Source organism: Mariniradius saccharolyticus AK6 (assembly GCF_000330725.2).
Classification (GTDB): domain Bacteria; phylum Bacteroidota; class Bacteroidia; order Cytophagales; family Cyclobacteriaceae; genus Mariniradius; species Mariniradius saccharolyticus.
Window position 1 is genome coordinate 79002 of the sequence record NZ_AMZY02000013.1, and the last position, 21087, is coordinate 100088.

16 protein-coding genes are annotated in these 21087 nt (G+C 44.8%); 10 read left to right on the forward strand and 6 right to left on the reverse strand.

Annotated elements, in window-relative coordinates; all coding sequences use genetic code 11:
• The first annotated feature begins 145 nt into the window (after window positions 1-145).
• The 3 genes from accC to C943_RS13350 are packed head-to-tail and all read left to right on the forward strand — an operon-like array spanning window position 146 to window position 3527.
• Window positions 146-1648: an acetyl-CoA carboxylase biotin carboxylase subunit gene (gene accC / locus C943_RS13340; protein ID WP_040480659.1), complete on the forward strand. Its 1503-nt coding sequence runs from the start codon at window positions 146-148 to the stop codon at window positions 1646-1648.
• Complete coding sequence (locus C943_RS13345; RefSeq protein ID WP_008628708.1) at window positions 1648-2949, forward strand: DUF1015 domain-containing protein; 1302 nt, start codon at window positions 1648-1650, stop codon at window positions 2947-2949. Before accC ends, C943_RS13345 begins: the two co-directional genes overlap by 1 nt.
• Entirely contained in the window at window positions 2946-3527 is a 582-nt protein-coding gene (locus C943_RS13350; RefSeq protein WP_008628710.1) for a Maf family nucleotide pyrophosphatase, read from the forward strand. Before C943_RS13345 ends, C943_RS13350 begins: the two co-directional genes overlap by 4 nt.
• 149 nt (window positions 3528-3676) lie before the next feature.
• Here C943_RS13350 and C943_RS13355 read toward each other — a convergent pair whose 3' ends face one another.
• Genes C943_RS13355 through sdaAB form a run of 3 tightly spaced genes read right to left on the reverse strand, consistent with a single transcriptional unit; the run spans window position 3677 to window position 7037 of the window.
• Complete coding sequence (locus C943_RS13355) at window positions 3677-4984, reverse strand: efflux RND transporter periplasmic adaptor subunit (RefSeq protein ID WP_008628712.1); 1308 nt, start codon at window positions 4982-4984, stop codon at window positions 3677-3679.
• A 15-nt stretch (window positions 4985-4999) separates the two neighbouring features.
• Window positions 5000-6355, reverse strand: coding sequence for a TolC family protein (locus C943_RS13360; protein ID WP_051069608.1), 1356 nt, complete (start codon window positions 6353-6355; stop codon window positions 5000-5002).
• 4 nt (window positions 6356-6359) lie between these two features.
• The gene (gene sdaAB, locus C943_RS13365; protein ID WP_008628716.1) at window positions 6360-7037 is read right to left on the reverse strand and encodes an L-serine ammonia-lyase, iron-sulfur-dependent subunit beta; all 678 of its coding nucleotides are present in this window, start codon (window positions 7035-7037) and stop codon (window positions 6360-6362) included.
• A gap of 233 nt (window positions 7038-7270) precedes the next feature.
• On the opposite strand from sdaAB, the gene C943_RS13370 reads away from it, so the two are divergent.
• Window positions 7271-8020, forward strand: a complete 750-nt coding sequence (locus C943_RS13370) for an aminotransferase class IV (RefSeq protein WP_008628718.1) — start codon at window positions 7271-7273, stop codon at window positions 8018-8020.
• A gap of 25 nt (window positions 8021-8045) precedes the next feature.
• Here the strand turns inward: C943_RS13370 and C943_RS13375 are convergent, their stop codons facing one another.
• Window positions 8046-8840: a thymidylate synthase gene (locus tag C943_RS13375; protein WP_008628720.1), complete on the reverse strand. Its 795-nt coding sequence runs from the start codon at window positions 8838-8840 to the stop codon at window positions 8046-8048.
• Between the two features lie 150 nt (window positions 8841-8990).
• Between C943_RS13375 and C943_RS13380 the strand changes: the two genes are divergently transcribed.
• Window positions 8991-11258, forward strand: coding sequence for an efflux RND transporter permease subunit (locus tag C943_RS13380; protein ID WP_040480663.1), 2268 nt, complete (start codon window positions 8991-8993; stop codon window positions 11256-11258).
• On the opposite strand, the gene C943_RS13385 is transcribed toward C943_RS13380, so the two are convergent.
• On the reverse strand, window positions 11247-12308 hold the full coding sequence (locus C943_RS13385; RefSeq protein WP_008628723.1) for an endonuclease/exonuclease/phosphatase family protein: 1062 nt from the start codon (window positions 12306-12308) through the stop codon (window positions 11247-11249). The genes C943_RS13380 and C943_RS13385 overlap by 12 nt on opposite strands.
• A 137-nt stretch (window positions 12309-12445) precedes the next feature.
• Window positions 12446-13780, reverse strand: a complete 1335-nt coding sequence (locus C943_RS13390) for a M24 family metallopeptidase (protein ID WP_008628728.1) — start codon at window positions 13778-13780, stop codon at window positions 12446-12448.
• Between the two features lie 251 nt (window positions 13781-14031).
• On the opposite strand from C943_RS13390, the gene C943_RS13395 reads away from it, so the two are divergent.
• The 5 genes from C943_RS13395 to C943_RS13415 all read left to right on the forward strand — a co-directional run bounded on the left by C943_RS13395 (window position 14032) and on the right by C943_RS13415 (window position 21082).
• Complete coding sequence (locus C943_RS13395) at window positions 14032-14613, forward strand: DUF2911 domain-containing protein (protein WP_008628738.1); 582 nt, start codon at window positions 14032-14034, stop codon at window positions 14611-14613.
• Window positions 14614-14815: 202 nt separating this feature from the next.
• Window positions 14816-17233, forward strand: coding sequence for a penicillin acylase family protein (locus C943_RS13400; protein ID WP_040480665.1), 2418 nt, complete (start codon window positions 14816-14818; stop codon window positions 17231-17233).
• 1 nt (window position 17234) lies between these two features.
• Window positions 17235-17615: a hypothetical protein gene (locus C943_RS13405; RefSeq protein WP_008628745.1), complete on the forward strand. Its 381-nt coding sequence runs from the start codon at window positions 17235-17237 to the stop codon at window positions 17613-17615.
• A gap of 174 nt (window positions 17616-17789) precedes the next feature.
• On the forward strand, window positions 17790-18296 hold the full coding sequence (locus C943_RS13410) for a helix-turn-helix domain-containing protein (protein WP_040480667.1): 507 nt from the start codon (window positions 17790-17792) through the stop codon (window positions 18294-18296).
• 203 nt (window positions 18297-18499) lie between these two features.
• Window positions 18500-21082 carry an SLBB domain-containing protein gene (locus C943_RS13415; protein WP_008628747.1) on the forward strand — a complete coding sequence of 861 codons (2583 nt, stop codon included), beginning with the start codon at window positions 18500-18502 and terminating at the stop codon, window positions 21080-21082.
• Window positions 21083-21087 lie beyond the last annotated feature (5 nt).

Consider the following 21087-nt stretch of genomic DNA (forward strand, 5'->3'; position numbering starts at 1 on the left):
AGGACTTTTGTCCAATAAATCGCGCAAAACTAACACAATTCACCCAACCCTGCAAAATTCCATTTCCAAATCGATTATACTTTCAGCATTCGGGTTAATTTACTTACTTCGCAGGGTCAGTTTTTTTGGTACATAAAACCCAAATATGCGAAAAATCAAAAAATTGCTCGTTGCCAATCGGGGTGAAATCAGCCTCAGAGTCATGCGCACGGCAAAAGAGATGGGGATTTCTACGGTTGCTGTTTACAGTGAGGCAGATAGAAATTCCCCCCATGTAGCCTTTGCGGATGAAGCAGTCCTTTTAGGCCCCGCGCCGTCCAGTCAATCCTATTTGCGCGCAGATAAAATCATCGAAACAGCTCTTAAAATGGGTGTGGATGCCATCCATCCAGGATATGGTTTTCTGTCCGAAAATGCTGATTTCGCTAAGAAAGTAACGGAAGCAGGGATCATTTTTGTGGGACCTTCTCCTGAGTCGATCGAGGTAATGGGCAGCAAACTTGCTGCCAAACAAGCGGTCGCCAGGTACGGCATACCCATGGTACCTGGTACTGAAGACGCGATCTCGGACATCCCTGCCGCAAAACGCAAGGCTTCTGAAATCGGCTATCCGATACTGATCAAGGCAAGTGCGGGAGGTGGCGGAAAGGGCATGCGCATCGTGAATCAAGAGGAGGAATTTGAGGAACAAATGCTAAGGGCAATTTCCGAGGCACAGTCTGCTTTTGGTGATGGGGCGGTATTTATAGAGAAATACATTACCTCGCCGAGGCATATAGAAATACAAGTCTTGGGAGATCAGCATGGCAATGTCGTCTACTTGTTCGAGAGAGAATGCTCCGTGCAAAGGCGTCACCAAAAGGTGATTGAGGAGGCTCCTTCCGCTGTTGTTTCTCCAAAGATGAGAAAGGAAATGGGCGAAGCAGCGGTGCAAGTGGCGAAGGCTTGCGACTATTACGGTGCAGGAACTGTGGAGTTTATCGTCGATGAAAATCTGGATTTTTACTTCTTGGAAATGAATACCCGCCTCCAAGTCGAGCATCCGGTAACCGAGATGATTACGGGCAAGGACTTGGTAAAAGAGCAAATTCTGATAGCTGAGGGCTATCCATTATCCTTTTCCCAAAATGATCTCAAGATTTCTGGGCATTCCATTGAAGTACGCGTGTATGCCGAGGACCCGAAAAACAACTTTCTCCCTGATATCGGAAAACTGAGAACCTATGTGCGCCCTCAAGGGCCGGGCATCAGGGTGGATGACGGATTCGAGGAGGGCATGGATATTCCGATTTACTATGACCCCATGATTGCGAAGCTAATCGTGCATGATGAAAACCGTGAGAAGGCGATCCAAAGGATGATCCGTGCAATCGACGAGTATCAGATTACGGGCATCGAGACAACACTTGATTTTTGCAGGTTTGTATTGGGCCATGAGGCTTTTGCCTCTGGTGATTTTGACACAAAGTTCGTCGAAAAGCATTTCAAGCCGGATATGTTGAAGATCCAATGGTCCGATACAGAAAAGAAACTACTCGCAGGACTGGCAGTCGAAATCTTCGAACAATCAAAGTCGAAGCTCGTCAGAGTTGGCGCGACGGAATCAAATTCGAGTCCAAGAACGAACTGGAAAAACCGCCTGATCTGATGGCTGAAATCCTTCCAATCAAGGCTTGGAGATACCACGGACGCTTTGCTGAGAACATAGAGGAACTCACCTCTCCGCTATTTGATGTAGTTTCTCACAAGCAAAGGCAGGCCTTATATGCCAACCCATACAATAGCATCCATCTGTCGGTGCCGCTTGGTGAAAATCCCGGTGCCGCTGCAGTCGAGACACTGGTGGATTGGAAAGCTGAAAAAATAATCAAACAAGACGCTGTTCCCGGGATTTATGTTTACTATCAGTATTTTAGATTCCCGGGGGAGGAACAGGAATCCTGCCGCAAAGGCTTTATTGCCCAAATCAAGACCTATGATTGGGATGAACGTGTTGTGCTGCGGCACGAAAACACTATCTCAAAAGCCGTCAATGATCGTTTGGACATTTTGCGCGCAACTGAATTCCAGCCGAGCCCCACACATGGGCTTTACGAGGATCCACTACACGAGTTGGAACCCTATATGGATGATGCGATCTTGGATCCAATTTTCGATATCGAAGATTATCAAGGTGTTAGGGAGGTTTTGGCCGTCATTCATGATGCGTCGTTGATTCGAAAATTCCTGGAAGTGATGGCAAGCAAGCAGATCATCTTGGCAGATGGACATCATCGGTATGAAGGTGCGATTGCATATCGTAAAGAAAAAAAGTCTGAACATGCCCCGCCACTAAGATGGAACGCATATGATTACCACATGATGTATTTTACCAACGCGCTTTCAAAAGATCTAAGGATATTGCCCACTCATCGACTTTTCAGAGACTTCGGCTTAGATGAAGGCGAAATTCTGAAGAGGCTGGAGGCTTTTTTCATTGTGAAAAAACTCAACGATGTCAGCGAGATTTCCGAACTCATTCTTCAAAAGGATTGGGCCTTTGGATTGGTGTTCCCAGAAAATGCCTACAAAATCAGACTCATACCGGAATGCATCGAACAAATGGATATGCAAGTACCTCACCTAGTCAAACGTGTTGATATGACCGTGCTGCATTATTTTTTCGTCGAGAAGGTTCTGGGAATACCGATGGACGCACAACGCTTCAGTGAGAAGATTGAGTACGAGCGAAGTTTGATGAAGTGCGTGGCGCAAGTAGAATCCGGAAGGGCCGATTTTGCCGTGGTCGCCAAAGAGGTGAAAATGTCCGAGGTTTTGGATGTTTGCAAAAGCGGCTACACGATGCCCCAGAAATCCACAAACTTTTACCCAAAAACATTGTCTGGACTTCTTTTCGGATCGATAAAACAGGAGGAGTTCGATTTTCCATACGAAGCGTTTTTCCCATGATCAAACTCGAAGGATTTAGACTAATCCTAGCCTCACAGTCACCGCGTCGCCGGGAATTGCTTGCCGGTTTGGGCTTGGATTTTGATGTCAAAGTCAAACCAATCGCCGAGGACTATCCGGAAGAACTTGCCGTGACTGAGGTCGCCGGATTTCTCGCAAAGAAAAAGGCGGAAGCTTATCGGCCTGACATTGGGACAGATGAGATCGTACTTACTTCAGACACAGTGGTGATTTTGGGCGGGAAAATACTTGGCAAACCTGTGGACGCCTCGGAGGCAAAGTCGATGCTGAAGGCGCTTTCCGGAAAATCTCATTTGGTTGTAACGGGCATTAGCTTTACCTCGGCTACTAAGCAAGTGACCGAATCAGATACGGCAGTGGTCTACTTCAGGGATTTGAGTGAGGGTGAAATCGATTTTTATATCGAAAGTTTCAAACCATTTGACAAAGCTGGAGCCTATGGAATCCAAGAATGGATTGGATTTATCGGTGTCGAGAAGATCGAGGGTTCTTTTTTCACCGTTATGGGGCTACCCCTACATTTGGTTTATCAGGTTTTGAAATCTTGGAATTGTTAGTTGTAGTATTTTCTTTCCGAAGGGAAGCGAAATAGTAGACAACGATTTCAAGTTCTAGATCGCATATTTCTGGGTAGCGCTTGTCTCCCGTAAAATAAAAATGGGGCTCGGTTGTGATACCGAGCCCCATTTTTCCCGAATAGCGTTTGCTATTTTTTCACAGGTGGAGTAGGGGTTTCCAACTTTTTGACAGGATCGCCTTCTTTCAGTTCCTTGCTGACCACGAAGTATGGACCCGAGATGATTTCCTGACCTTCGGTCAATCCTTCGAGTACTTCTATATTGTCAAAGTCCGAGATTCCCGTTTTGATATTTTGGATTTTGGCCTTGCCATCTTCAATCAGGAAAACAAGCTCTTGAGCTTTGGCACTTGCATCCTTGATGGTCGTATCAGGCCTTGTCGTCACTGCACCGAGTGGAACGGATAGGACATTATCTTTCTTCTGTGTGATGATTTCCACTGTTGCAGTCATTCCCGGCCTGAAAGGATACTTATTCCTTTCAGTGACCAATTCCGCGTACGAGTCGTTGATGATCCTGATTTTCACTTCAAATTCGGTAACTGCATCAGCGCTAGCCTTTGTGTTTGCAGAATTTGCAATCGAGGTTACGACACCCTTGAATTTCTTGCCTGAGGCTGAATAAGAATCCACGTCGATGATTGTGGTGTCACCCATACTGATCCTCACGATGTCGTTTTCGTTGACATTCACACGTACTTCCATACGGGTCAAGTCAGCCAACCTCAGCATTTCGGTACCTGCCATTTGCTGCGTTCCAACCACCCTTTCACCTTTTTCGACGAGGAGTTTGGAAACGATGCCGTTGACAGGTGAATATACGTTGGTCAGGCGGAGGTTTTCAGCAGCTTCAGACACGGTAGCCTGTGAGCTTTTCACAATGTATTCAGCTGCAATCACTTGTTGTTTGGCAGCGTCAAGGTCGTTGGAGGAAGTGAAGAACGTTGCTTGGAACTGTTCCCAATCTGCATCCGAAATGACCTTGTCTTTGTAGAGCTTTTCGTTTCTCCTGAACTCAAGTTCGGCACGGGTAAACTGCGCCTCCGCTCTTTTGAGGTTCGCACGGGCCTGTGCGAGATTTGCCTGGTTTTGGTTTAGGTTTGCGCGAGCTCTGTCCAAGGCTGAGATAAAATTGTCAGGACGGATCTTGACCAAAAGGTCGCCAACTTTGACAGAGTCGCCATCGATCACGTTGAGTTCGATGATCTCACCCGCCACATCGGGGCTGAGCTTCACTTCGATTTCCGGCTCGACGACGCCGGAAGCACTTACTTTTTCAATAATTGATTTTTTGGAAGCGGTCGCGATCTCGACACTCGTTTCCTTTTTGCCGCCAAACCAGCCGGCGGACCTACCGATAATTGCCAATAGGATCACACCTACAAGGACCCCAAGGAGTATATAAATCAGCTTATTGTTTGATTTTTTCTTTGCCATAAAGCGATAAGTTGGTTAAAGTTCAAGAGGATTTCCGAGGTAAAAATCAAGGACTTTTGCCCTGAATATGTATGTGTACTTTGCTGCGACAAGGTCAGCCTGCGCGTTGAAGTAATTGTTTTGAGCCAATTGAAAATCAGCGAAGTTGATGGCACCCGCATCGAATCGCTGCTGCGCAATCCTGAACGCTTCGCCGAGCGATTCAACCCGAATAATCGAAGCGCGGTAGGACTGTTTTGCCGCATTGGCCTGGGTAAGTGCAGTTTCAATATCCTGTCTGAGCTGTAGATTAGTTTCAAACTCCTGAATTTCACTCAATCTTTTTTGCAGGCGCGCACGCTGCAAGTTGGCCTTGTTTCTGAGGTTGTTAAGGATTGGAATGTTCAACTGGATCGTTCCAGAGTAGGAGAAGTTATTTTGGATTTGTGTCCAAAAGACATCGCGTTGGCCCATGAAATATTGGTCAACGTAGTTGGAAAACGAACTACCGCCAATACCTAAAGTTGGTAGAAAAACGCCATTCGCGACCTTGATGCCGTAATCGGCACTTTTCACGCCAAGCGATGCGGCTTTGGTTTGGGGCATGATTTCCTTTGAAACCGAGTAAATTTGGTATGGATCGGTCATTGCCAACACGTATTCTTCAGCATCTAAATCAGGGGTGAAAACATCGAAATCCTCAGTAAGAATATTAGGCAAAACCAAAGCTTGTATCAGATTCAATTTCGCCAGCTGAAGCGTATTGGTTGCATTGATGACTTCCAGTTCGTTGGTTGCCATTTGTGCCTGCAAGTCAAGCTTATTGGCCAAAGGCAAAGCACCTGCATCGACTCTTTTTGAGGTGTTTTCGTATTGTTCTTTCGTACTGATGAGCTGGTTTTGGGCTATCTTGAGCTGTTCTTTGGCAAAAACCACATTGATAAACAGATTGACTACGTTGAGCGTAATGTTGTTTTTCGTGGTTTCCACATTGTATGTCTGCAGCTCGATGTTTGTTTTGGCCTGCTCGACAGAGTTGTGGATTTGTCTTCCCGCAAAGACGGTAAGGTTAGAAGAGGAAAACAAGTTGACGTTGCCGATCCGGTTATTTTCGAATAGGTTGGTCACTGGGTTGATGGAACGACCCCAACGGTAGCCCGTATTCGCGCCCATGTTGAACGTTGGGATTCTTTGACCATTTGCAGCCATGAGGTCTACCTCTGACCTTGACAGTTCAACCCTGCTGCGTAACAGCGTTAAGTTGTTTTCGAGTGCTAATCGGATACATGTTTCCAGATCCGTCTGGTTCCAGGATTGACCTGGTGTTGATTGTGCGTAGGTAAAGTAGAAGCTACTACAAAAAACAATAGTGGTTAGAATTCTTTTAATCATGTAGTTAAATATCAATATCTGGTATATAAATCAACTCTTTAATCCAAGTGAGACTTCTTAAATAAGCTATTGTGGTTTCCCTGATTCCGCTGTCCATCTCGATCACGTGGCAGGCTAGATCATTTTTGCCTTTTCGCGACACAGACATTGTAGCGATGTTTGTCTTTTCCTGTGCAATTACCGAAGAAATAAAGGCGATGGCTCCGGAAATGTCGTCAGCTTTGATGATCAGCGTGTGGGACTGGGCGGAGAAATTCGCATTGAATCCATCCACGGCCGCGATGTTGATTACCCCGCCGCCGAGGCTTTCGCCAATCACTTCAATCTCTCGATCACCTTTTTTCAAATTCAATTTGATGGTATTGGGATGATAAATAGATGCGTTACCGACTGATTTGAACGTGTATTGCAGTCCATTTGCGGCCGCAAAATCAAAGGCTGTCCTGATACGTTCATCGTCGGTGTTGAAATCCAATAAGCCACCAATGATCGCTCTGTCACTTCCGTGGCCTTCATAAGTTCTGGCGAAAGAATTATAAAACGTGATCGTCGCGCTATCTGGACGACCCCCTAAAATCTTTATTGCAGCCCGAGCGATTCGTACTACGCCCGCAGTATGGGAGGAAGATGGCCCAATCATCACTGGCCCGATCATATCAAAAATGCTGCTTTTGGTTCCCATGCTGTCCTGATGAGGCAATTAACGTGCTAATGTAATAAGTTTGGTAGAGATGGGAGGGATAAAACTTGAGAAGCGCAGATAATTTGAGATAAATCAGGCTTTCTTTAACTATTTTTAGCATGCAAAAAGAAAACAAACGATGCTTTTGACCGAAAATGAACACTACTACGACCGATTTTGAGACAATTTTTATTCAGAAACATGATTCTGGGAAATGGGAAATAGGTGATGGCATGGCGATTAATCGTGGGTTTCTTTTCGGGGACGGCATTTTTGAAACCATGGTGCTAAAAAACCAAAAAATAAGGTTTTCCGATTTTCACAAAAGTCGCGTTGAAGAGGGTTGTTGTGTGCTTGGGTTGGAATCCTCGACACTGTCAACTTTAGAGGAAATTGAAGAAGCGGTACTGAAAATGGCTTCATGTAACCAGCCACTGAGAATTCGGTGGAATGTATTTCGTGCCGGTCTTGGGAAATACACGCCAGAAACAGACCGGATTGGTGAAAACCTTCTCATCCAAAGTTTTCATCCCGCAGTTTCGATAAAGCAACACGCCTACGTTAGTAAAGCGTATTTTGTTCCGCAAACGCCCTGGAGCCATTTTAAGACGCTCAACGCGCTGCCCTACGTCCTAGCCAACCGACAGCGGAAGCAACTCGGGAAAGACGAAGTGATTCTGTTAAATTCCGATGGGTACATTTCCGAAGCAGGCGCGGCGAATATATTTTGGGAGAAGACCGGGAGGTTTTATACGCCTTCGCTGGAATGTTCCTGTATCGCTGGAGTCGGGAGAAATGCGATTTTAAACCACTTTCAAAAAAACAGTATTCCCCTCGCAGAGGGAAAATTCAAACCAGAAGAACTAATGAACGCTGACAGGGTTTTCGTCAGCAATGTCACGGGAATCAGTTATATCCAAGAAATCGACGGAAACAGATTTGATATTTCCAGAATCGATCAATTGGACCAATTATTTCATTGAAAAACAGGTATTTGAAACCAATTTTTTAAACTGCCACTTCAGCCTTGATGTGGGGATGTGGATCATAGTTTAGCAGTTCGAAATCCTCGAATCTGAATCCGAAAATATCCTTCACCTCAGGGTTGATTTTCATTGTCGGCAAAGGCCTAAGTTCTCTGCTAAGCTGTAACCTGGCTTGTTCCAAGTGATTGCTGTAGAGGTGTGCATCACCAAAGGTGTGTACAAAATCTCCTGGCTCCAATCCACATACCTGAGCGACCATCATTGTAAACAAGGCGTATGATGCGATGTTGAAAGGTACTCCCAAGAAGACATCGGCGCTTCGCTGGTACAATTGGCAGGAAAGCTTTCCTTCAGCTACATAAAATTGGAACAGGGTGTGACAGGGTGGAAGCGCCATTTGGTCTACATCCGCCACGTTCCACGCCGAAACGATATGCCTTCTGCTGTCAGGTTTGGTTTTGATTTGATGGATAAGGTTTTTGATTTGGTCGATTTCGCCGCCCTTTCCATCAGGCCAATGCCGCCACTGATAGCCATATACCGGACCCAAATTCCCATTCTCATCTGCCCACTCGTCCCAAATGCTCACTTTATTTTCTTTGAGGTATTGGATATTGCTTTCGCCCTTCAAAAACCAAAGCAGTTCATGGATGATGGAGCGTAAGTGTAGCTTTTTGGTAGTAACCAAAGGAAAGCCCTCAGTAAGGTCAAAACGCATTTGATAGCCAAATACGCTGATAGTACCTGTACCTGTGCGGTCTTCCTTCTTGACGCCATTGTTCAAAATATGCTGCATCAAATCATGATACTGTTTCATAAGGGAGCGGGATTTGTGTGGGCAAGATAGGAAGAGTCTGGTTTTCCTGAAAACAAAGCATCTGAATTGTGGAAAAATCAGTCGCAAAATCCACCCAAACCCAAATGATACGAAAACAATATTTGTCCTACGCTGTATATCTTAGCGAACATGAACTTTCAAAGAAAACAGGCGATTTTCAACCTACTAATGGGGCTATTTGTCACCGTTTTGATATTGATTTTTCGGCCTGAGCCAAAGTTTGATTACGATTTCGAGAATTTTTTCAGTCAGGATAACGATGAACTCAAATTTTACCAGGATTTCAGAAACACCTTTGAAAATGACAATGACTATTTATTGCTGGCATTAGGGAATAGACCGGATATTTTTGACAGCCTTTTTTTGGACAAAGCTTTTCGGATACAAATGATGCTCGATACTTTGACTGGGGTGGAGGAGACAATTTCTATATTGACCGTCGATGAACCAGTTATCAGTCCTTTTGGGATGCGTTTTCGGAAAGTCTTGGATTGGTCATCGAATTCAGCGTTGACCAATTCGAAATCAAAAATTGCCCAAGATCAGAATCTGGCGGGTAATTTCTTTAGTGAATCTGCTGAATTTTTTCTAATTCAAATCAAGAATAAACAAAGGATTTCCAAGGAGGAAGGAGACATCTTGTACGGTAAGATTCTTGAAGTCCTTGAAAAATCAGGGATTGAATCATTTCACATCGCGGGAAAAATTAGGGCTCAAGGGGAATTTGTGACACTGATGCAAAATGAGTTTGGGTTTTTCTTGGGATTGTCTTTCCTCCTGATTGCCTTTGTCTTATGGCTGCTTTTCAGAGTTTGGTGGTCGGTGGTGGTTCCCTTGCTCGTATTGGCAATCGGAATAATCTGGTCAATTGCCATCCAATTATGGGCGGGCAAGGCGCTGGATTTGATGTCGGTCATGTTGCCGACAATCCTCGCTATTGTAGGTTTGGCGGCCATGATACATTTCATGAACAAATACCGGGCACTGGTCAAGGAAGGATTGGATAAGGAGGCAGCGATCCAAAAAGCTTTTTCTCAACTTGTTTTGCCGGTTTTCTTCACATCTGCGACTACAGCCTTGGGATTTTTCACCCTGTATTTTACGGATGTTCCCGTCTTGAAATTTTTCGGATTGTTTACTGCACTTGGTGTGATACTTATGATGCTAGCTGTGATTGGGTTAAGTCCGGGCTTATTTTACCTTTTTCCGAGATTCAAGACTAAGGAAGGTATTGCCGAAACAGACCGCTGGGAGCCTTTTCTGAGACTCAGCTTTATGGGTGTCATTCGATATCAAAGAAACATTGCACTATTCTTTCTTATTGCCACCTTAGGTTCAATGTATCTTTCCAATCAATTGAAAATCAATGGTTTTATATTGGATAGTCTTCCTCAGGACAGTGAACTTTCGCGAGAGTTTAAGTTTTTCGATGATGAGTTTGGTGGTTCAAAACCAATTGAAATCCACCTGCAAGTTGGTGCGCTAAAAGACAACGTTTTTGATCGGGATGTACTGCTTGAAATTGAAAAAATCGAAGGTTTTGCGATGGAGCATTTTGGTGTTTCAAGTGTGGTTTCGCCCGTATCTGTCGCCAAGTTTTTGAATAAAGCCCAAAATGGAGGAAACGACAAGGCCTTTGTACTGCCAAGCCCGGGTCAACTTGAGCGAATGAGGCCGCTGATTCAGAAATGGGACGAAAACAGCCCAGTGAAGGTATTTTCCCCGGATCAAAAGCAAGGTAGGATTTCGGGAAGATCGCCTGATTTTGGGAGCTATAGGTCTGAAAAGGACAAGGTCAAATTTGAAGAATTCATTAAAAAAGAAATCAATCAGGATTTATTGCGGGTAAGGTTGACTGGTACTTCTCACCTGATTGACATCAGTCATCAAAATGTGTCAGTGCAGTTGGCAAAGGGCATCGGGATTGCTTTTTTGGTGGTGGCTGTGTTCGTTGGATTCTTGTTCCGGTCATGGCTTTTGCCGATTTTGGTTTTGATTCCAAATGTGATTCCGCTTTTTTGGGTTGCCGGGGTCATGTGGATGATTGGAGCAGATTTGAGTTTGAGCACAGCGATAATTTTTACGGTTGCTTTTGGGATAGCGGTCGATGATACGATTCATTTCATGTCCAAACTCCAGTACGAGTACCAGCAGGGGAAACCTTGGCTTTATGCCATCAAGCGGACCTACCTTGAAACGGGAAAGTCCATCGTACTTAGCTCGTTGGTTTTGATTTCGGGCTTTGGGATTTTGGTTTTCAGCCAGTTTGGAGTGACTTTTTATGTCGGATTGCTCATCAGCTTGGCGTTATTTTTTGCGCTGATTGCGGATATGGTGTTGTTGCCGGTTTTGATGGTTTTTTATCACAAAGTAGAAAAATCGAGGTCAATCTTTTGATCTTGCAATCGTATCCTCGTCGAGTTCAAACACAGCTGATATAGGATAGTGGTCTGAATAATCTACTTCCGAATGGGTTTCAAAATTTTTGATTTTCAATGATTTATCATGGAAAATATTATCAATTCGGAGGAAAAAAAGCACTTTGTTGTACGTGAACCCAAAGCCGCGGCCAGCCATTTCGAAGGCATTGTCCATGATGCTTCGCAGTGACATGTACGTGTAGCTGTATGGTACATCATTGAAATCGCCCACAAGAATGTTACGGTAGGGGCTATTCTCCATGTGTTCGAACAATGTCTTGAGTTGCGAGGCGCGGGATACCTGCCCCCGCTTGAGTTTTCCAAGCGTTTTTCTATAGTGTTCCTTTATACCCTCGATGTTGTCCAATTCGGCAGAGGGAATATTCATTGATTCCAAATGCACATTGTAGATGCGGATCGTGTCCTTGTTTACTTTGACGTCGGCAAAAATGATCCCGTTGGTTGTTCTCGAATCCAAGACTACGCCGTCATTTACGATAGGATAGCGGCTAAAAATGGCCATACCGTAGGTTGCCTTTTTGGGGTTGCCTTGGATGATTTGGTAGGAATGGCCGTACCCCTTTTCGGTACCCAATTGCTTGATGGCGTTTCTTGACGGGGTGGTAGGGTCTTGGTAGAACTCTTGGAAACATTTGATATCCGAATCGTTTTCCTTGAGCCATTGCAGGATATTCTGCGAATTTTCAGCCTTTCCGTCACGACTGTAACTGAACAAATGCACGTTATATGACAAAACAGAAAGGCCTTCTTTGTCGGGATTATTTTGGCGGATCTGATAGGTCATCCCGACGTATTTCCACCCAAAAATGATCGCAAGGAGCGGAAGAATGGCGAGTTTTCTTCTGGCCAAAATCAATCCTACCAGCAGTATCAAATTGATGACGAGCAAAACGGGAATCGTAAGTGCTACCAATCCGACGTACGGGAAATAAAGCGGGGAAATGTAAACGCTAAAAAATAGGGCAAGAGATACCAGAAAAAAGAATACGGTGAAAAACCTAAGCATGGATGGTGAAAGGATTGGCGACGAAAATTATTCGTAAAACGGTCACCATCCAAATACTTTTTGCAGGCCAATTATTTTTGACCTGCAAAAAGCACATGTCCTCAATCAATTGCCCTCTGGTAAGCTTGGGTCGGGGATCATTTTGATTTGATCAAGATCAACTCTTCTTGTGGTTTCATCAAATACCTGGCACCGTCTTTTGTAACAACGGCCGTCTCTTCGACAGACATGGTTTTGGTCCCACCTTGTGGGAGTTTCCAGGCATGAAATCCATCAAAGGCAAACAACATTCCTTCTTTCAACGGTTTGACCGATGCGGGTCTTACGGAAGGGTCGGGGAGAAGTCCACCGCCGAGGTTAGGCCCGATATCATGCGCCACATAGCCGACTGGGTGTCCGGTGCTCCACATTACAGGTTCAGAGCCTCTTTCCGCCATCCAGTCTCTTTGTGCCTTGTCGACTTGATAACCAAGAACACCTGGCTTCATCGCGGCAAGCGCTTTCCTGTTACCACCAATGGAAGACTCAAAATAGAATTGCACCGAGTCCGGAGCTTTGGTTTCCCCTTGTCGTAGCACATAGGCAAAGCGCTGGATATCGGAAACCCACATGTCGTAAACCTTGATACCGAAATCAATCTGGATAACATCACCTGGCATGATGACTTTGTCGGTCGCGTGGGAGTGACCTCGATCGGGTCCAGAGTTTACATTGGGATTCTGGTCTGGGTGCCAAGCGTCGGTGACACCATATTCTTCCATTTTTTTCTTTAGGAACTTTCCGATATCAGCATCCGTGCTTGTTCCGGGAATGACCGATTCGTAGGCTTCCACTTGCCATTGCGCGGTTAACTCGGCTGCTTTTGTCATGATTTCCACTTCAGCAGGCAACTTCACGCTGAGCCATTCATAGACCAATTGATCGGAGGAAATGAGCTTTGCAGCATCTTCTCCAAGCGCCTCTTCCAATGTTTTTCTTTGCGTATAGCTCAAGCCATCGGCCAGTTCATTTTCAAAAGATGAATTCACTGCAATGGTTTTGAATCCTTTTGATTTGATAAAAGGCATCGCTTCCAAAACCGCTGATTTTCCACGCTCGACCGGAATCACCTCGTCGTGGATTTTCAGGTCCGCAAGCGCAGTGGATTCTCCAATGGGAGAAAATGCGACAGATTTGACATTTTCTCCGTCCAGATAAAAGAGAAATAGTGCCGTGCCGCCAGCATTCTCACCTCCTATGTGGTGGGCAATGGGGTCGTTGTTGTTTTCCCGACAAATGATAACCCACGCATCTACTGATGCTGCTTTCATTGCCTCTGGGAGCAATTTTTGGATTCTCTCTTTTCTGATTTCTGGCCATGGGCTCGGTCCGGAAAATGGATTTTCAAAGGATGGTTTGATCGCTTCGTTTTTGCATCCGGCAAGTGTAGCGATCATGAGAAGAAGTGCGGCAATCTTCTTAATGGAGTGCATGGCTCTTTTAGTTGATGTGATTTTTATGGAAGTGCCAAAATAGGCTTTTGTGGAAGAAAATGAAAAGGCAGATTGCGGTATCCAATCAAATTATGCTTAACGAATTGACAATCAATTTGCTGAATACTCATTTGGTTTGATTTGATGTGGTTTGAAAAATCCCTAAGGTGCCATAACGAGGCAAAAGGCCTTACATTTGGTTTTGTTCTTGAAAAATTATTTATCTTCGGATATCAAAAAACCACTCAAAAATGAAAAAAAATATCCTATTGCTGGCATTTCTCGCTGCCGGCACGCTTTTGATCTCCTCCTGCGGGGGCGAGAAATCTTCGGAATCCACCTCCGCTGAATCAACCGAAGCGGGTGCTGAGGAGGCAAAACCCGAGGCCGAACAGCGCCCAAGCCCCTTGAGATCGCTGCAAGGAACAATTGGAGCGGCAACCGTTGCCATTCAATATGGAGCGCCTTCGGTTAAGGGACGAGTGATTTGGGGGGATTTGGTACCCTACAATGAGGTTTGGAGAACCGGCGCCAACGAAGCGACCTATGTTGACCTCAGTGCTGACGTTACCGTAGAGGGACAGCCGTTGAAGGCGGGTAGATATTCCCTTTTCACGATTCCAAAATCATCGGGTAAGTGGACGGTAATATTCAATTCTGAATGGGATTTGGAGCATGGACATTTCCAATACAAGCAAGAAAACGATGTGCTGAGGGTAGAATCCACGCCAGAATGGGTGAATGACAGCCAAGAACAGCTTACAATCGCGATCGAGTCTCCAGGTATTGTTGTGCGTTGGGAAAAGCTCAAGCTCCCGATCGCCATCCAATAATGTGAATTGATTTAAAAGCCCTGAATTCCACGATTGGAATTCGGGGCTTTTTATTAATGCCCACTCTCGAGCCTCGAAAACATTTCTTTCAAGATTTGATTGGTTTCAAAACTTATGACGCGAACGGTTTGAATTGATCCGGAAAAGGTTTTCAGTTCCAATCCTAATTTCAAGCAGCCGACTTCCTCCTCCCATCAACAATATGCGATACCTAGGATTCCTTGTCAGTCTTTTCGTCTCGATCCTTCTTGGGGCAATTTTGAATATGCAGATTGGGTCAGTCCCGCCCATTGGGAAATTGTTGGACCCGAACCATGGTTTTTGGCAAAACTGCTACAGCGAAGATCGCCTTGCACAGGAATTCGTGAGTTTACAGGGGCTTTCCGCTCCTGTGAAGGTTGTTTATGATGAGCACTTAGTACCGCATATTTTTGCTCAAAATGAAAGTGACCTGTATCGGACGCAGGGTTATGTCACTGCCCAACATCGTCTTTGGCAAATGGAATTCCAGACTATGGCGGCGGCAGGCAGGATTTCAGAGATTGTAGGACCTGTTGCGCTTGAGTTGGATCGGATGACTCGAAGAAAAGGCTTAGCCTACAGTGCCGAGCAAGCCGAGAAATTCATTCAAAAGGAGCATCCTGATACTTATCGTTTGATGGAGGCTTATGCGGACGGCGTTAATCAATACATTGCGCAACTTTCTAAAGCCCGCACTCCATTGGAGTACAAGATTCTCAATTATGAACCGGAGCAATGGAGCGTCTACAAATCGGCACTTCTATTGAAATATATGGCGGACATGTTGGTTGGAGATAGGGACTTGGATTACACAAACACAAGGAAATTGATTGGGCAAGAATGGTTTGCGAAGCTCTTTCCTGAATTTCCAGCCGAAAACGATCCGGTAATCGAAAAAGAGCGTGTTTGGGATTTCCAGGCAATTCAAGTACCCCTTCCAGAAGGCATCAATTATCCTGACAGCTTGATCGTCCAAGAACCACTTCCCAATCCGGAAGATGGCGTGGGATCAAACAATTGGGCGGTTTCAGGAAAAAAAACCAAGAGTGGTAATCCTATTTTGGCAAACGATCCACACCTGAGCTTAAATCTTCCCTCGCTTTGGTATGCGATGCAACTGTCTACGCCGGATCATTCCGCCAAGGGAGCGACATTGCCGGGGGCGCTTGGGATCATTTCGGGATTTAATCAAAACATTGCTTGGGGTGTCACCAATGCGACGCGTGATCTCAGGGATTGGTATTTGATCCAGTTCAAAGATGCCAGCAGAAAAGAATATTTCTACAATAACCAATGGATTCCGACGACCTTTAGGGTAGAGGAAATAAAGGTGAAGGGCCAGGAAATCTACTATGATACAGTAGCCTATACCCACCATGGGCCTGTGGTTTTTGATAAATCGTTCCGTAGTAATCGTCAGGATGTCAACTTTTCCCTCAAATGGACCGCACACATGGAATCCAATGAGCAACAGACTTTCCTCTCGCTAAACAAGGGAAAGAACCACGCAGATTACCTTGAGGCCTTGGATTTTTACACTTCACCAGCGCAGAATTTTGTATTTGCTTCGCGGGGAGGAGACATTGCGATGAAAGTGCAAGGAAGGTTTCCTTTGAAATGGAAGGGTCAGGGTAAGTTCCTGATGGATGGATCAGACCCGAGATATGAGTGGTCCGGCTTTATTCCTTTTGAGCAAAACCCATCGACATTGAATCCTGAGCGTGGATTCGTTTCCTCTGCCAATCAGCATTCGGTGGATCAATCCTATCCCTACTACATTTTTGACAATAGTTTCGAGCATTACAGAAATCGGCGCCTTAATGCAAAACTGTATGAAATGTCTGGCATCACGCTCGATGATATGAAAAGCCTGCAATTTGACAATTTTCACCTACATGCAGCAGAAGCCTTACCAATCATGTTGGGCCTGATGGATTCTGTATCCATTTCCAATCCAAATGCAGAAAAATTCCTTGCAAAACTGAGGTCGTGGAATTACAATACCTTTCCGAACCAAGAGGAGCCAACGCTTTTTCACAGTTGGTGGAAGCACTTGTATGACGGGATTTGGGGAAAATGGAGGAAGGAAAAATTGCCAGTCGTATTGCCAAATAAATATGAAACCACACGATTGCTTAGGGATGAGCCATTTTCAACAGTTTTGGATGATCCGAAAACCGAAACAATTGAAACCGCTCAGATATTGGTTGAGGATAGTTTTGGGAAGATGGTGGCAGAAATTGAAAAATGGGATGCCGAAAACGGAGATTATACTTGGGCAAATTACAAGGGCACTTCGATCAACCATTTGGTGCCGACATTCAAATCCTTCAGTTACGACAAAGTGTACACAGGAGGCGGCGCGGGAATCCTAAACGCCACGAGCGAGCGCAACGGTGCAAGTTGGCGCATGGTAGTTGAGCTTGGCGATGAAGTAATGGCTTTTGGGATCTATCCAGGCGGACAATCCGGAAATCCTGGCAGTAAATTTTACGACAATTTCATCAAAAGGTGGGCGAATGGGGAATATTTGAACTTTGACCTCCGCAAGGCTGACGATTTGGAAGGAGTTCTATTTGAAACCGAATTTAGAAACTGATATGGGTAGATTTGTTTTGGTGTTCGCGCTGACGGCAGTGTTAGTGGTTTTGGTCGGAAAATGGTTTCCGTTTTGGATACTCATGGTGTTCGTTGCATTGACCTGTTTTTTGACTGGAATTGGTCCAACAAAAGGTTTTTTCTCAACGGGATTTGGGTTTGGATTGGCATGGCTGGTTCTTTCCATTTGGATATCGATAGACTCTGAATCGGAGCTTCCAAAAAAGGTTGCCGAATTGATGGGGCTTAAAAATGACAACCTATTATGGTTTGGAACCGGTATTCTAGGATTCCTTATCGGTGGATTTGCCGGACTGACCGGTAGTATGTTCAAGAAGATTTTCGAGAGGCGCGACACAAATATTTACAAAACCCGACCATAGAATATATAGAACATATAACTATTTGATTTTCAGATTTGAATTGGTTATTTATTTTTTGAGTTTGCCCTCACCGATTGTTGTCGAATACCTATTTCTATTGAAAAACCGGGAAAAAATTTTGCATTTCTTTGTTACGCGAGTACTTTTGTTGCTCGTTTTGTGCTCGTCACTTTTATGCTTGATTCTCTCATCACATCCAAGACTAGGCTAAGACTTTTGATCAAGTTTTTTAGCAACCCCGAAATCCAGGGGCACTTGAGGGGCTTGGCCGATGAGTTTGGTGAATCAACCAATGCAATTAGAAAAGAGCTGAATAATCTGGCTGAAGCCGGATTTTTGGTTAGGATTGCGGACAAAAACAAGATTGAATATCAGGCAAACCCGCACCACCCACTTTTCAACAACCTCCAGGATTTGATCCGCAAGTATCTCGGATTTGATAGGTTGCTTGAGGCTGTTTTGGAAAGAATGGGAGATGTCGACGAAGTCGTCCTAACGGGCGATTACGCTAGGGGTATGGATAGTGGTAAAATCGAAGTTCTAGTCAACGGGTCCTCCTTGAATGAAGATTACCTGCAGCATTTGAGTACGAGGGTTGAGGAGTTGATCGAGAGGAAAGTGAATTTTCGCGTCAATGAGTCCTTTTCTTCGAAGGAATCATTGGTGTTGTATAAAAAATAGGGCGAAAGCCGATCAAAACGTTAGTTGTTAAGCACAGTAAATGTGACTGAAAGGGCGAAGCTGTGAGGATCGGCGACCAGAAATTGATAAGAATCCAAAGTTTCGGATTATTTTCGAAATCTTTTAAACGACAGTAAAAAGTGACCCATCATAAAAAGTCATTTTTATTTAGCAAAATGAATAAAACTCAAACAAGTAGGCGGTTGGTTAAGGGCCTTTTGGTCGCTTTTGTTTTTCTCCTTTCTGCGGTTGCAGTGTTTTCACAATCGCTCACGGATATCCAAAACATAAAAGTGGATAACCTGAGTGATGCACAAATCGAGCAGTTGCTGAAACGCGCCGAAGCTTCAGGAATGACTGAAATGCAACTCGAAATGATGGCAAGGGAACGAGGGTTACCTGCTTCGGAAATCGCAAAACTCAGAACCCGAATCAACAAAATCCGAAGTGGCGGTGGAAGTTCTAATGCTACCACTCAGCCGAGCACTTCAGGAGAGATCCAACTAAGGGGACTTAACTTCGATCTTGAGGAAGATGTACAAAAGGAGGTTCCAATGACAGAGGAGGAAAAACGTATTTTTGGCTTTTCAGTCTTTAGAAATACTCAGCTTTCTTTCACTCCCAACCTTAACATCCCAACTCCCAAGAATTATGTGTTGGGTGCTGGGGATCAATTGATGATTGATATCTATGGTGCTTCCCAGTTTTTGTATGATGTGACTGTTAATTCAGATGGCTTGATTTTCATCCCCAACGTTGGCCCAATAAATATCAGTGGACTGACCGTAGATGCTGCGACTAATCGGATTTCGAACGCCCTTTCTAACATTTATTCTGGTTTGAGAGGGAGCAATCCGAACACTTTTATGTCCTTGCGGGTAGGCAACATTCGCTCCATACAAGTATCGATGGTAGGCGAAGTATTTGCTCCTGGAAACTATACCTTGTCTTCTTTTGCGACTGTATTTAACGCCCTTTATGCGGCGGGAGGTATTACAGCAGACGGTTCCTTTAGAGAAATCCGAGTGTATCGAAATAGCAAATTGGTGGCTGAAGTAGATGTTTATCAGTTCTTGGTGAATGGTGACCAAAAATCCAATATTAGATTGGAAGAGGGCGATGTAATTCTGATTCCACCCGTCCAAACAAGAGTGGAAATTGCTGGGCCACTGAGAAGACCGGGTCTTTTCGAAGTAAAAAGTAAGGAGAGTTTGGAGGATTTGATCAAGTTTGCAGGAGGGTTCACAAGCAACGCTTATCCAAATATTGGAACGGTGATGAGAACCACAGAAAAGGAATTGAAAGTGGAAAACATTGAGAAGTCGGGTTTTGCAAGTTTTAACCCTAAGGACGGTGACTCGTTCATTTTTGGAGAGTTGCTTGACAGATACGAGAACAGGGTGCAGGTCTCTGGCGCGTTGATAAGGCCTGGGGTTTTTGCGTTGGAGCCTGGAATGGGCATCAATGATTTGATCAAAAGAGCGGAAGGCCTGAGGGAAGATGCATTTATGAACCGGGCAACGCTTTATCGGACAAGACCTGATTTTTCGCTCGAAATTGTGACTGTTGATATTGGAGCTGTGGTGCGGGGAGAAGCCCCCGATATTGCATTGCAAAGAGAGGATGTGCTCAATATTCCGAGTATTTATGACTTGCGGGAGGAATATTATGTTTTGATTAGTGGCGAGGTAAACCGACCTGGGGCTTTTGCCTTTGGGGAAAATATGAAGGTTGCTGATTTGGTACTTAGGGCGGGTGGTTTCAAGGAATCAGCGACACCTTCACAAATCGAGGTTGCGCGAAGGGTAAAAGATGACGTTTCGGGCAAATTGGCCGAAATTTTCCACATTGATATTAGCAAAGACTTGAAGATCACCGGTGAAAATGCAGATATGATATTGAAGCCGTTCGATCATGTCATAATCCGAAGAAGTCCAGGCTTCCAGCGGGAACGATTGGTTCGAGTAGAGGGGGAAGTGTTTTATCCCGGAGAATATGCAATTTCGAATGCAAATGAGCGGATTTCAGATCTATTGAAGCGTGCTGGTGGCTTGAACCAATTTGCCTACCCAAAAGGTGCGAGTTTGATCCGCAGGAATGAGTTTTTTAAAGCCCCAAGTGACAACCAAATCAAGTCACAAAACCTCACGCAGGTCAAGCAAAACAGTCTTAGAAGGACGGGAAGAAACACCGAGGCTGAAAAATACTTGTTGGAAAGGATTGATGGGAAGATTGCGGAGCGGGGAGGAGATCTTTCCAATAAGCAAGGTGGTCTTTTGATCGATGATTTCAGGAGAGAGGCGATTGAGGAGTTGGTTGGCGATTCATTGAACGTCGAAGAGATTTCTGACAAGACTTTAGAAATGATCGGGATTGATCTGGAGGAAATCGTGAGAAATCCAGGTGGAGTTCATGATTTATTTATTCAGGAAGGTGACGTTTTGAGTATTCCCAAATTACTCCAGACGGTGCGGATGAGGGGTGAAGTTTTGTTTCCAACATCCGCTAGGTTCGATGAGGGCTTAGGATTTAAAGGCTATATCTCGAGATCAGGCGGTTTTACGGAAAATGCGCGAAAAAAACGTTCATTCGTAGTTTATGCCAACGGGGACGTAAGGAAAACTTCCAACTTTCTCTTTTTCAAGGTTTACCCCAAAATTGAGCCAGGATCTGAAATTATTGTTCCCAAAAAGCCAGAGAAGGATTCCATTCCACTCCAGGCGTGGATAGCGATTGCAACGAGCGTTGCGACATTGGCATTGGTCGTTAATAACATTATTCAATAAACCAT